Source organism: Paraburkholderia sp. EG304 (genome assembly GCF_046543485.1).
GTDB lineage: Bacteria > Pseudomonadota > Gammaproteobacteria > Burkholderiales > Burkholderiaceae > Paraburkholderia > Paraburkholderia youngii.
In genome coordinates, this window is record NZ_JBKGUA010000009.1 from 175,020 (window position 1) to 187,448 (window position 12,429).

Consider the following 12,429-nt stretch of genomic DNA (forward strand, 5'->3'; position numbering starts at 1 on the left):
TGCGCGTCGTAGCGGGCCGCCATCTGATTCGCCGCGTGACCTTCAGGTCACGCTCATGTACCGAGGACTGCCATCATGTCGACCCCTTCCGCGCCCGCCGGCCGCCCGCGCCCGTCTTTCTCCGAGCACCTGCCGTCACTGTCCGAAATCGGACCGCTGATCGCGCTGGTGCTGGCCTGCGGGTTCTTTATTTCGCAGAGCAGCCGCTTTCTATCGTTTCAGAACCTGTCGCTGATCCTGCAACAGACGATGGTCGTCGCGGTCATCGCGATCGGCCAGACGCTGATCGTGCTGACCGGTGGCATCGACCTGTCCTGCGGCATGGTGATGGCCTTCGGCTCGATCATCATGACCAAGTTCGCGGTCGTGCTCGGCGTGCCGCCCATTCTCGCCATCCTGTGCGGGATCGGCGCCAGCACATTGTTCGGCTTACTGAACGGTCTGTTGATCACGCGCATCAAGTTGCCGGCGTTCATCGTCACGCTCGGTACGCTGAACATCGCGTTTGCGCTCACGCAGATCTACTCGAACGCGGAAAGCGTGTCGAACCTGCCCGACGCGATCATGTTCTTCGGCAGCACGTTCAGGCTCGGACCGGCGGAAGTCACGTACGGCACCGTGCTGACGCTGCTGATGTATCTGGCCACGTGGTTCGTGCTGCGCGACACGGTGCCCGGCCGGCATCTGTACGCGCTCGGCAACAACGCCGAGGCCGCGCGGCTGATGGGCCTGTCGTCGCAGCGGATTCTGCTGATCGTCTACACGCTCGCCGGCGCGATCTATGGCATCGCCGCGCTGCTGTCGGTAGCGCGCACCGGCGTCGGCGATCCGCAGGCCGGGCAAACCGAGAACCTCGATAGCATCACCGCGGTCGTGCTCGGCGGCACGAGTCTGTTCGGCGGACGCGGGTCGATCGTCGGCACCTTGCTTGGAGCGCTGATCGTCGGCGTGTTCCGTAACGGCCTGACGCTGATCGGCGTGTCCTCGGTGTACCAGGTCTTGATCACCGGCATCCTCGTGATTCTCGCGGTCGCCGCCGATAAACTCTCGCACCGCGGCCGTTGATCCCGCACAGGAGCCTTGTCATGCTGACCTCCACCTCCCCTTCCACGTCCGCTGCAATGCCGGTTCTGCAAGCACGCGGGCTCGTCAAACGTTATGGCAACGTGACCGCGCTCGACGGTTGCGATTTCGAAGTGCTGCCCGGCGAGATCCTCGCGGTAATCGGCGACAACGGCGCCGGCAAATCGTCGCTGATCAAGGCGCTTTCCGGTGCGACGGTGCCCGACGAAGGCGAGATTCTGCTCGACGGCAAACCAGTCAAGTTCCGCAGTCCGCTCGATGCACGCGCGCAAGGCATCGAGACCGTGTACCAGGAACTCGCGGTCGCGCCGGCGATGAGCATCGCCGAAAATCTGTTTCTCGCCCGCGAATTGCTGAAGCCTGGCTGGCGCGGCTCGCTGTTCAAGATGATCGACAAGCGCCGCATGCTCGACGAAGCGACCGCGGCCATGAAAGACCTGCAAATCGGCATCCGCTCGATGCGCCAGGCGGTCGAAACGCTGTCCGGCGGCCAGCGCCAGGGCGTCGCGGTGGCACGCAGCGCGGCGTTCGCGCGCCACGTCGTGATTCTCGACGAGCCCACCGCCGCGCTCGGCGTGAAGGAAGGCAACATGGTGCTGGAACTGATCCGGCGCGTGCGCGATCGTGGTTTGCCGGTGATCCTGATCAGCCACAACATGCCGCACGTGTTCGAGATCGCCGACCGCATCCATATTCAGCGGCTCGGCCGGCGCGCGGCGCTCGTCAATACGAAGGACGTGCACATGTCGGAAGCGGTCGCGATCATGACCGGCGCAAAGGAAGCCGACGTGAAGGCAATCGCGTGACGCGCCGCTCAACCCGCTGAGCCACGAGGCCGATACACGACGATGGACACTTCCAGCACCAGCCCGCGTTCGCCGGTCAAACGCACGGTCGGCTCGAATCAGGTCGGCATGCGGCAATTCAACGAGCGGATCGTGCTGCAAACGATCCGCTTGCATGGCCCCCTGCCGAAGGCCGAGGTCGGCCGGCTCACGCGTCTTTCGATGCAGACGGTGTCGATGATCGTCGATCGGCTGATCGCCGACGGCCTGCTCGAAAAACAGGCGCGCGTGCGCGGCAAGATCGGCCAGCCGTCGGTGCCGATCGCGTTGTGCGCGGACGGCGCGTACACGATCGGCATCAAGGTCGGACGCCGCAGTCTCGACGTGCTCGCGATGGACTTCGCCGGGCGCATCGTGTGCCGCGACGTGTTCGAGTATGCGTATCCCGACCCGCGAACGCTGTTCCCCGCGCTCGAGAGCAAACTCGCGCGCGTGAACCAGACGCTCGGTGCGAAGGCCGGCAAAGTGGTCGGCGTCGGCGTCGCGGCGCCGTTGTGGCTCGGCGGCTGGCGCGACTTTCTCGGCGCGCCGCCCGGCGCGCTCGAAGCCTGGAACGACATCGATCTGCGCGCACGCATCGCGGCGATAACCGGCCTGCCCGTCGAGTTCGCCAAAGACACCACGGCCGCGTGCGCGGCCGAACTCGTGATGGGCCAGGGCCGCGGCATCCACAACTTCCTGTATCTGTTCGTCGGCACGTTCATCGGCGGCGGACTCGTGATCGACGGCCGTCTGCATGGCGGTCCGCACGACAACGCGGGCGCGGTCGGTTCGATCCCGCTACGCGAAGGCAGCGCGCGCAAACCCGCGCGGCAGTTGCTGCACGCGGCATCGGGCTTCGTGCTCGAACAACTGTTCAGCGACGCGGGCGCGCCGGCCGCCGCGGCGCACGATCATCGCGCACTGTCGCCCGAGTTGTGGCGGCATACCGAGCAATGGCTCGATAGCGCGTGCCCGGCGATCGCAAACGCGCTAACCAACGCGGCCGCGCTGCTCGATCTCGAAGCCGTCGTGATCGACGGCGAGTTCGACCGGCTATTGCTGCGCGAGATCATTCGACGCACCGAGCGCGTGCTCGATCGTTTCGAATGGGAAGGGATGGTGCGGCCGCAATTGCTGGAAGGCGCGATCGGCGCCGACGCCCGCGCGATGGGCGGTGCGATTCTGCCGCTATATGCGCATTTCGCACCGGTCCATGAGCTGTTTCTGAAGCCCGCGGCATCGGAGGCGGGTTTTGATGAGCGGTAAGCGGTTCAGTGCGCGGCAACCTTCGTCGCTGCTGGCGTAGATTCCGCCGGCACCGTCGTCACGGTTTTCTGAACCGGTTTATCGAGCAACGGCTGCAACGCCGGTGCCATCGACTTCAGCAACTGCACCGCCAGCGCACTCGTGAAGTCGTAACGCGCGGCATAGGGCTCGTGCACCCACGCGGTCAGCGTGCCGTAGAAGCGGTCGCCGAGCGCGAACACGAAGGTCGCGCTGCGATTCACCTTGCGCGACTCGATCAAGCGCGCGCCCTTTGCATACACGTTCAAGCGCTGATCGCCGGTGCCGGTCTTGCCATAGACTTCGAGCGTTTCGCCGTTCGGGAACGTCATGCCTTGCGCGAGGCGCCTCGCGGTACCGCCCGTCACGACATCACGCAACAGCATCCGCACCTCGCTCGCGATCTCCGGCGACACCTGCTGCTGCGGCGCGACCACCGCGCGCCTGAAATGCGTTTCGTACGGCGTATCCTTCGCGAAGTCGATTTGCGTCAGCGTTTCGGTCGGCACCTTGTTGCCGCCGTTCGCGATCACGCCGATCAGTTGCGCGAGCGCCGCCGGACGATCGCCCGACGCGCCGATCGCCGCCGCATACGACGGCGTCAGCGACGCAAACGGATAGCCGAGCGCCTGCCACGATTTGCCGATCGCGTCGAACGCGCGCAGTTCGACCATGCGCTTGATGCGGCGATCCTGAGTTGCGTGATAGCGCGTCTTGAAGAGCCACGAGTAAGTGGACAGGCGCACGTCCTGGCTCGCGGTTTCGATCTGCGCGAGCGTCGCATCGGGATGCTTGCGCAGATAATTCAGCGTCCACAGTTCGAGCGGATGCACGCTCGAGATATACCCGCGGTCGTTCAGGTTGAAACGGTTGATGCCGTACTTGTCGTACAGATTCGCGAGGTCTTCGTCGTCGAGCATCGAAGCCGACGGCGTGTTCTTCAGCGCCGCGTACATCATCTTGTTGAACCACGCGTTCGACTGATCCGGCGCGACGCTGCGCAAAGCGGTCGCCACTTTCGGCGGCGATTTGCGCACGCCGAGCAGCAACAGCGTGATCTGCTGATCGGGCGTCTTGCCGTGGTACTTCGTGTAGAAACGCTTCATGTACACGCGGCTTTCCTGATCGGCGAAACGCGTCAGATACATCTTGCGGGTCGCCGTGTCGCCGAGCCATTCCGACGACGGCCCGGTGGTCTGCACCATTTCATAGTGAACGATATCGCGCATCAGACGCACGAACACGAGGTTCACCGAATGCTGGAACGCACGATGCACGGTCAGGATGCGGCTGTTGTCGTCGGACTCGAAGTTCGTGAAGGTCTGCGCGCCACCGCCCGTATAGAACGTTTCGCCGGGGCTCGCCGAGTATTTACGCTCGACGGCGGCGTCGAGCATCGGCCGCAGCGAATGGTCGCGCGTGTGCAGCAGATAGTCGATCGCCCAGCGCGTCAGCCGATCGTTCGGATCGGGCGTGATCGCTTTCAGCTCGGCATTGCCCAGCGAGGCGTAGCGGGTGTGCAGATCGGTGACGATCTGCAGATACGTGATGACGGTGCGTAGTTTTGCGGTCGAGCCGAGGTTCAGGCGCGCGCCCGAATTGATGTCGAACGGCTGGTTCACGCTATCGGTCTGCACGCGCACGAGGTTCGCATCGCCGTGCCGCTCGAACAGTGTGAAGCTGTAGGCGATATGCGACGGATCGTCCGACCCGCGCAGCATTTCGTAGCCGACGAGACCCGCGGCCTTCGCGCCGTCTTTGGTCGCGGCGGCGGCGAGGCGCTCGGCAACGGCCTGTTGCACGTCGTTGTTCAGCGTGCCTGTCGCCTGCACGTCGAGGCGGTCCAGTTCATAGAAACTGCGCACGCCGAGCGCGGCGAGCAGATGCGAGCGCATCGACGTCACGGCCTTGCGCGATACGAACGAGCCGAGATCCGGTGTGGTGCGCGGTGCGCGATGCAGTTCGACGTGCGCCGCGAGCGCCGCGTCGCGCAACTGCGCGGTGATCACGCCGCCACTCGCGAGCAGCCGCAGATAGCTGTCGGTCAGCCGTTCGAGTTCCGGATAGCCGCGCTGCAGGAAAAACGACGGCGCGCGTTGCGCGATCATCAGCGACAGCACTTCGCGAAACGCCAGGCCCTGGTCGGGCAGATTCGCGTCGGTCGACGGCGCCTTCAGCAGACGGTTGGTCTCGCGGAAATCGCGCCCATACCAGGCGGCGAGACCATCGCCGATCCCGTTGATTTCGCCGACGCCGGGCTGCGCGGCGAGCGGCACCGAGTTCAGATAGTGCACGACGATCTGTTCGCGCGCGGGCAGCGTTTGCGGTCCGTTCAGATAGGCGCGCACCGACGCCGACGCGATTTGCCGCAGCTTTTCTGGCGGCGTCGCGGTGCGGCCGCCCGCCGAATGACGGAATTTCTCGATCTGCGTCGCGAGCGTGCTGCCGCCCGGCGTCTGTTGATGACGATTGAAAACGCGTGCGCCCTGGTCGGCGAGCGCGCGGCTGAAGCGCCCCCAGTCGATCGCAGGATTGCGGTTCGGCTGATTCGGATCGAGCAGATAGCGGTCTTCGATGAACAGCAGCGAGTTCACGACGAGCGGCGGAATCGCGTCGAAGCTGTCGTACACGCGGCCCGGAAACTGAGCGCTGTAGAGCGGCACGCCAGTGCCGTCGAACAATTGCAGACCCGCCGTGTCTTTTTCGTCGTAAGGCAGGAACAGGCCGTCATCGGCCAGCGACAGCATGCGTTCTGAATCGCGCGCCTGCGAGCTGATTTCGAAGCCATGCTGCAACAGGCGCTGCTGAATGGCAGGCAACAGCGCGTAGCCGAGGCGCGCGTCGTACGGGCCTTTATCGGCTTGCGGAAAGCGGATGGAATGACTGGGACCGTCGGCGACCGAAAAACCGACGTCGCGGGTCAGCTCGGAAAGGTAGCGCGCCTGCAGCCGCGAGGTCTCGATCTCGATCTGCACGAGCCGCGCAATCAGCGCCATCGCGAGCAGGAAAAACGCTGCGAGGCCCCATTTGAGCCAACGCCAACCCCGCACGGTCACGGTGCTGGTCGCGCGAAGCGGAAACCGAAGCGGTGGCCGATTCATGGCTGCTCTCCCCGAGCGATGGCCAGGATGTCCAGCCTGGCTCAGTTCATATAAACCAGTGTAGCTCGGAACGAGAAACCGTCATCGGCTCAGATTGACGCGACAGTGTCGCGGCTACAACACCCGCTGGCGTCGAATGACAAAACGCGAACCGGCATGAGATATTGAAGGTCTTTCACACGAATACCAAACCGCCTTTTCGGGCGGTTTTGCCGTTCCTGGCGGCCGTCGCCGAAAGAAAGTCGCTTTTTGGCTGGCATTCTTACCGGCAACCACACGGGCGGCTGAGTGATCCGGTTGCGCCGCGGCTAAGTTCGCGATTTCGTCTGCGCCCGTTGTATCTGCGCGCGCAACAGCGCGATGAACCGTTCCGCCGGCGGCGACAGCACGCCGCCCTTGCGCGTGACGATGCCGAAAGTCTGCGATGGCGATTTGAGCCTGACCGGCACGACGCGCAGCATCTTGTGCCGCACGAACGGCCCGGCAATCGCGCTCGGCAGCAGCGAAACGAGTTCGGCGCTGCTTTGCAGCAGCGCCACTGTCACGAAAGTGGAAGCCGTCGAAATCGGATTGTCGGGCATGTCGAGGCCGGCGAGATCCATCTCGCGTTCAAGCAGCGCATGCAGCGGCATATGTGACGGATACATAACCCAGCGATGCCCGGCGAGATCGCTCAACGTCATCTCGCGACGCGGCAACGGCGCATGCTGATACCCGACCACCACCGCCAACGGCTCGTCGCCGAGCGGGCGATACTGGTACTTCGACGGATCGGCCGCGACCGCCGCGCGGCCGACCACCAGATCGAGCCTGCCGTCGTCGAGCTGCGCGAGCATCCGCGCGCTGGTGTCCTCGACCACTTCGATCGACAGACCCGGTTGCGCCGCATGCAACTGGTTCAGCGCGGGCACTACGCAGTCGGGAATCGCGCCCATGATCGCGCCGAGCGCGAGCCGCCCGCCACGCCCCGACCGTATTTCGGCGACGTCCTGACAGAGCGCGGTGAGGTCCGACGTCACGACCCGCGCATAGCGGATCACGCAATGGCCGAGCTGGTTCGGAATCATGCCGCTTTTCGAGCGCTCGAAAAGCGGCGCGTCGAGCATCGATTCGAGCTCCTGCAGCGCCTTGCTCGCCGCCGATTGCGTCATGGACATTGCGCCGGCCGCCTTGTGCAGCGATTTGTGATCGTCGAGCGCGATCAGGAGATGCAGCTGCTTCATGCGCAGCTTCGACAGCAGGACGTTGAGCGTGTCTTTCATCGGGCAGGTGAGTCGCAAAAGCGATCACGATATGGAAACAATTCAATATACCTGCGAGGCCCGGCGCCGTATAGTCGCCGCAGGAGACATTCATCCAGTTGCGCCGCTCGTTTGCGGGCTCGAGCGCAATCCTTCCATCCCAACACGGACCACATCGCCATGAGCCAAGCGTCACACTCCCCCGCCCTGCGCGGCGTCTTCCCCGTCGTACCGACGATCTTCGACGACGCCGGCCGCCTCGACCTCGAAGGCCAGAAGCGCTGCCTCGATTTCATGATCGATGCCGGCTCGAACGGCCTGTGCATTCTCGCGAACTTCTCCGAGCAGTTCGCGCTGTCCGACGACGAGCGCAGCACACTGATGCATGTCGCGCTCGAACACGTCGCGGGCCGTGTGCCGGTGATCGTCACGACCACGCACTTCAGCTCGTACCAGTGCGCGGAGCGCAGCCGCGCCGCGCAGGCCGCGGGCGCCGCGATGGTGATGGTGATGCCGCCGTATCACGGCGCGACGATCCGCATCGGCGAGCGCGGCATCTACGAGTTCTATCGCACGGTGTCCGATGCGATCCAGATTCCGATCATGATCCAGGATGCGCCGGTCAGCGGCACGCCGCTGTCCGCGCCGTTCCTCGCCCGCATGGCGCGCGAGATCGACAACGTGTCGTACTTCAAGATCGAAACGCCGCAGGCCGCCAACAAGCTGCGCGAGCTGATCGAACTGGGCGGCGACGCGATCGTCGGTCCGTGGGACGGCGAGGAAGCAATCACGCTGATGGCCGATCTCGATGCTGGCGCGACTGGCTCGATGACGGGCGGCGGTTATGCCGATGGCATCCGCCTGATCGTCGATGCCTATGCGGCCGGCGATACCGAGGCCGCCGCCGCGCACTATCAGCAGTGGCTGCCGCTGATCAACTACGAGAACCGCCAGGGCGGCCTCGCATCGTGCAAGGCGCTGATGAAGGAAGGCGGCGTGATCGGTTCGGACGCGGTGCGTCATCCGCTGCCGCAGATGCATCCGGCGACGCGCGAAGGGCTGTTGAAGATCGCGCGCCGGCTCGATCCGCTGGTGTTGCGCTGGGGTCGATAACACGCGTTGAAATGCAGCGGGGCGCCCGCCGACGTGCGGGCTTGCGCGGGCTGGACGGCGACACGCGATTGCCGCTAACCTAGGGCGTGTCCACGAGCTCGCGCCCCATGCAAAGTTTCTACGAAGCCACCGTCACTCGCTCCTCCGCCTATGCGCCGCTCAACGGTCGACGCAGTGCGCACGTCTGCATCATCGGCGGCGGACTCGCGGGACTCTCCACCGCGTTGGGACTCGCCGAGCGCGGCGTCGAAGACGTCGTCGTACTCGAAGCGCAGCAGGTCGGCTACGGCGCATCGGGACGCAATGGCGGCTTCGTGTTCGGCGGCTATAGCCTCGATTGCGCCGACCTGCTGAAGACGCTTGGGCCCGCACGCGCGCGCGAACTCTACGCGCTGACCACCGACGCGGTCGAGCTGATGCGCAAGCGCATTGCGCGCTACCGGATCGATTGCGATGCAACCGATGCCGGCGTGATCCTCGCAAACTGGTTCGACGAACCGGCACGTCTCGAAGCGCAACGGCGTCTGATGCGCGATTCGTTCGGTGTCGACTGGGAACCGATCCCTGCCGACCAACTCGCCGCGCAACTGAAAACGAGCCGCTATCACGGCGGACTGTTCGAGCGCAACGCGTTCCATTTTCATCCGCTCAAATACGTCCTCGGCGTCGCCGCGGCGGCCGCGCAAGCGGGCGTGACGATCCACGAGCGCTCGCCGGTCGTCGGCTTGCGGCGCGACGGCGCGGGCTTCGTCGTCGAGACTCAGCAAGGTGCGCTCGACGCCCGTCATGTCGTGATGGCGGGCGGCGGCTATGCGCGCAACGTGTACGCGCGCGTCGAGCGCGCGGTGCTGCCGATCGCCACCTACGTGATGGCGACCGAGCCGCTCGGCGAACGCTTGCACGACGCGATCGCGACGCGCGCCGCGGTCTACGACACCCGCTTCGCATTCGACTACTACCGGCCGCTGCCCGACACGCGCATCCTGTGGGGCGGCCGCATCTCGGTGCGTGATCGCGAGCCCGAGGCAATCGCGCGTCTGTTGCGGCAGGACTTGCTGAAGGTCTATCCGCAGCTGCGCGACGTACGCATCGAGCATGCGTGGGGCGGACTGATGAGCTACGCGCGGCACAAGATGCCGCAGATCGGCCAGAGCACGGATGGCGTCTGGTACGCGGTCGGTTTCGGCGGACACGGCATGGCGCCGACCACGGTGTCGGGCGAACTGCTGGCGGCGGCGATCTCCGGTGAACGGCCGGTGCCCGATGCATTCGCGAGCTTCGGCCTCACGCGCACGTACGGCGCGCTCGGTCTCGCGGCCGCGCAGCTCACGTACACCGCGATGCAAACACGCGACGGCCTCGCCGCGCGCCGCCGGCCCGCGCGACCGGTCGCGTAAGCGCCACCCGGGCTCCTCCGAAATACCTGCACCGATGCCCGAGACCCGCGCCAGAGGCCCATTTCGCCATGCTAGAATGCGCCGTCACTGCCGCTCGAAACCACAATGAAAAAGGGAAGCAAGGCCGCCGAGCCTGATACCAACGGCATCGTGTCCGGCGCACCACACGCCGACGCGCGACGTACCGACACCAAGCGAGCCGACGCCCGGCGTGTTGAAGGCCGGCGTGCGGACGCCCCACGCAAATACGATCCCGAGCAGACGAAGCGCAACATCCTCGACGTCGCGACCCAGGAGTTCTCCGCGATGGGACTGACGGGCGCGCGCGTCGATGCGATCGCGGAGCGCACGAACACCACCAAGCGCATGCTGTACTACTACTTCGGCAGCAAGGAAGGGTTGTACCAGGCGGTGCTGGAAAAGGTGTATGGAGACATTCGCGCGCTCGAACAGGATCTGCACATCAGCGAACTCGATCCGGTCGAAGGCATGCGCGCGCTGGTCGAATTCACGTTCGACTACCACGACCGGCAACGCGACTTCGTGCGCCTCGTGACCATCGAAAACATTCACGGCGCGAAGTACGTCGAGCAGGTCAAGACGTTCAAAGGACGCAACGTCACCGTGATTCACACGATCGAAGATCTGCTCGCGCGCGGCATCGCGGCCGGCCAGTTCCGCAGCGACATCGATCCGATCGATCTGCATCTGATGATCAGCTCGCTGTGCTTTCACCGCGTGGGCAACCGGCATACGTTCGGCACCGCGTTCGGGCGCGATCCGTCGCATCCTCGATTGCGCGCCCGGCATCGGGCGATGATCGTCGATGCGATCTTGCGGTTCGTGAAGAAGGACGACTGACGCCGGTTGCGTAGCGACCGGCTGAAAAGGAAACGGGATGTGGTGAAAGCCACATCCCGTTTTTTTGTCGCTTCGACACCCGTCACCTGAAGCGACGTCTCAACAGGAAGCCTTAATCCGCCAGCACGATCCGCTTGATATCGCCGACGATGAAGATATACGACAGCGCGCCGATCAACGCGATGACACCGATGAACACCAGCGCACCGACGAACGAACCGGTCGCCGCGACGATCAGACCCACCACCAGCGGCGTCACGATACCCGCCAGATTCGCGGCGAAGTTGAAGATGCCGCCGGTCACGCCGAGCAGGCCCTCGGGCGCGATATCCGACACCAGCGTCCAGCCGAGCGCGGCCATGCCCTGCGCGAAGAACGCCACCGACAGAATCGCGATCACGACGACGTTGCTCTCTACGTAGTTAGCGAGAATGATCGTCGACGCGAGCAGCAGACCGGCGATGATCGGCAGTTTGCGCGCGACGTTCGGCGATTTGCCGCGACGCAGCAGCCAGTCGGAGAACACGCCGCCGAACATCACGCCGATCGACGCCGCAATGAACGGCATGATCGCGAAGAAGCCGATCTTCAGCCACGCCATGTGACGCTCGGTGGCGAGATACGTCGGGAACCACGTGAGGAAGAACACCAGCGTCGAATTGCCCGCGAACTGGCCGAGACAGATGCCGGTCAGCTGACGATGCTTGAGCAGCTGGCCAATCGTGCGCCATTGGAAGCCGCTCGTCTTCGATGCGGCCGTATCGGCTGCACCCGCGACATCCTTGTGGCGTTGCGTGAGACCGCCGCCCGCCTCGATATAGTCGAGTTCTTCCTGATTCGCCGACGGATGATCGCGCGGCTCGCGATACATCAGCCACCACACCACGCCAAACGCGATACCGACGCCGCCAACCACGAGGAACAGCGAGCGCCACCCGAACGCGCCCATCAGCATGAACAGGAACGGGCTGAAAAACGCGAGGCCGATATATTCGCCGACCGTGTAGGTGCCGGTCGCCATCGCACGTTCGCTTTGCGGAAACCACGTAGCGACCACGCGGCTATTGGTCGGGAAGCACGGCGCTTCCGAAACGCCAAGGCCGAGACGGAACGCGAACAGGCCGGCGATGCCACCCACGAGCCCTTGCGCGAGCGTGCACAGCGACCAGAACGTCATCGACAGGAAGTACGTGAGCTTGCTGCCGAAGCGGTCGAGAAACAGGCCGCCCGGAATCTGCGAAGCCACGTAGCTCCACGAAAACACAGAGAACAGCAGGCCCATCAGCGCGGCGTTGATGCCAAGCTCCTTCGTCAACTGCGGCGCCGCGATGCCCAGAATGGTGCGGTCGAGATAGTTGATCATCGTGCCGACTGCGAGCAGTCCGAGGATCTGATAACGGGCTCTCGAACGGCGCGCGGGGCTTGCCGTCTTGCTCTGCGCGGGCGATCCCGCGGAACTGGATTGGAACGATTGCGTCATGTCGTACTGGTCTCCTCGATCAGCTTGGATGCCGGTCTCTAC

General features: G+C 64.7%; 9 protein-coding genes. 6 read left to right on the plus strand and 3 right to left on the minus strand.

From position 1 onward, the window contains the following. The first annotated feature begins 75 nt into the window (after positions 1-75). Genes ACLFKU_RS13760 through ACLFKU_RS13770 form a run of 3 tightly spaced genes read left to right on the plus strand, consistent with a single transcriptional unit; the run spans position 76 to position 3,176 of the window. Entirely contained in the window at positions 76-1,065 is a 990-nt protein-coding gene (locus tag ACLFKU_RS13760) for an ABC transporter permease (protein WP_368582362.1), read from the plus strand. A 20-nt stretch (positions 1,066-1,085) separates the two neighbouring features. Then, complete coding sequence (locus ACLFKU_RS13765) at positions 1,086-1,889, plus strand: ATP-binding cassette domain-containing protein (protein WP_368582361.1); 804 nt, start codon at positions 1,086-1,088, stop codon at positions 1,887-1,889. Positions 1,890-1,931: 42 nt separating this feature from the next. Continuing rightward, positions 1,932-3,176, plus strand: coding sequence for an ROK family transcriptional regulator (locus ACLFKU_RS13770; RefSeq protein ID WP_368582360.1), 1,245 nt, complete (start codon positions 1,932-1,934; stop codon positions 3,174-3,176). A 5-nt stretch (positions 3,177-3,181) separates the two neighbouring features. Here the strand turns inward: ACLFKU_RS13770 and ACLFKU_RS13775 are convergent, their stop codons facing one another. Both ACLFKU_RS13775 and ACLFKU_RS13780 read right to left on the minus strand, forming a co-directional pair. Beyond that, positions 3,182-6,295: a transglycosylase domain-containing protein gene (locus ACLFKU_RS13775; RefSeq protein WP_410849455.1), complete on the minus strand. Its 3,114-nt coding sequence runs from the start codon at positions 6,293-6,295 to the stop codon at positions 3,182-3,184. Between the two features lie 308 nt (positions 6,296-6,603). Continuing rightward, positions 6,604-7,557: a LysR family transcriptional regulator gene (locus ACLFKU_RS13780; protein ID WP_410849456.1), complete on the minus strand. Its 954-nt coding sequence runs from the start codon at positions 7,555-7,557 to the stop codon at positions 6,604-6,606. Between the two features lie 159 nt (positions 7,558-7,716). Here ACLFKU_RS13780 and ACLFKU_RS13785 point away from each other — a divergent pair, with 159 nt between their 5' ends. The 3 genes from ACLFKU_RS13785 to ACLFKU_RS13795 all read left to right on the plus strand — a co-directional run bounded on the left by ACLFKU_RS13785 (position 7,717) and on the right by ACLFKU_RS13795 (position 10,907). Beyond that, positions 7,717-8,649, plus strand: coding sequence for a dihydrodipicolinate synthase family protein (locus tag ACLFKU_RS13785; RefSeq protein WP_410849457.1), 933 nt, complete (start codon positions 7,717-7,719; stop codon positions 8,647-8,649). 107 nt (positions 8,650-8,756) lie between these two features. Continuing rightward, positions 8,757-10,046 carry an NAD(P)/FAD-dependent oxidoreductase gene (locus ACLFKU_RS13790; RefSeq protein WP_410849458.1) on the plus strand — a complete coding sequence of 430 codons (1,290 nt, stop codon included), beginning with the start codon at positions 8,757-8,759 and terminating at the stop codon, positions 10,044-10,046. A gap of 105 nt (positions 10,047-10,151) precedes the next feature. Further along, positions 10,152-10,907, plus strand: coding sequence for a TetR/AcrR family transcriptional regulator (locus ACLFKU_RS13795; RefSeq protein ID WP_368582355.1), 756 nt, complete (start codon positions 10,152-10,154; stop codon positions 10,905-10,907). A 112-nt stretch (positions 10,908-11,019) separates the two neighbouring features. Here ACLFKU_RS13795 and ACLFKU_RS13800 read toward each other — a convergent pair whose 3' ends face one another. After that, positions 11,020-12,387, minus strand: a complete 1,368-nt coding sequence (locus ACLFKU_RS13800) for an MFS transporter (RefSeq protein ID WP_410849459.1) — start codon at positions 12,385-12,387, stop codon at positions 11,020-11,022. Between the last annotated feature and the right edge of the window lie 42 nt (positions 12,388-12,429).

What these genes read in the sequence shown, in the direction of transcription:
- ACLFKU_RS13785 (WP_410849457.1), top strand. Translation starts at nt 7,717, where the DNA reads ATGAGCCAAGCGTCACACTCCCCCGCCCTGCGCGGCGTCTTCCCCGTC.
- ACLFKU_RS13760 (WP_368582362.1), top strand. Translation starts at nt 76, where the DNA reads ATGTCGACCCCTTCCGCGCCCGCCGGCCGCCCGCGCCCGTCTTTCTCC.
- ACLFKU_RS13780 (WP_410849456.1), bottom strand. Translation starts at nt 7,557, where the DNA reads ATGAAAGACACGCTCAACGTCCTGCTGTCGAAGCTGCGCATGAAGCAG.
- ACLFKU_RS13800 (WP_410849459.1), bottom strand. Translation starts at nt 12,387, where the DNA reads ATGACGCAATCGTTCCAATCCAGTTCCGCGGGATCGCCCGCGCAGAGC.
- ACLFKU_RS13775 (WP_410849455.1), bottom strand. Translation starts at nt 6,295, where the DNA reads ATGAATCGGCCACCGCTTCGGTTTCCGCTTCGCGCGACCAGCACCGTG.
- ACLFKU_RS13795 (WP_368582355.1), top strand. Translation starts at nt 10,152, where the DNA reads ATGAAAAAGGGAAGCAAGGCCGCCGAGCCTGATACCAACGGCATCGTG.
- ACLFKU_RS13790 (WP_410849458.1), top strand. Translation starts at nt 8,757, where the DNA reads ATGCAAAGTTTCTACGAAGCCACCGTCACTCGCTCCTCCGCCTATGCG.
- ACLFKU_RS13770 (WP_368582360.1), top strand. Translation starts at nt 1,932, where the DNA reads ATGGACACTTCCAGCACCAGCCCGCGTTCGCCGGTCAAACGCACGGTC.
- ACLFKU_RS13765 (WP_368582361.1), top strand. Translation starts at nt 1,086, where the DNA reads ATGCTGACCTCCACCTCCCCTTCCACGTCCGCTGCAATGCCGGTTCTG.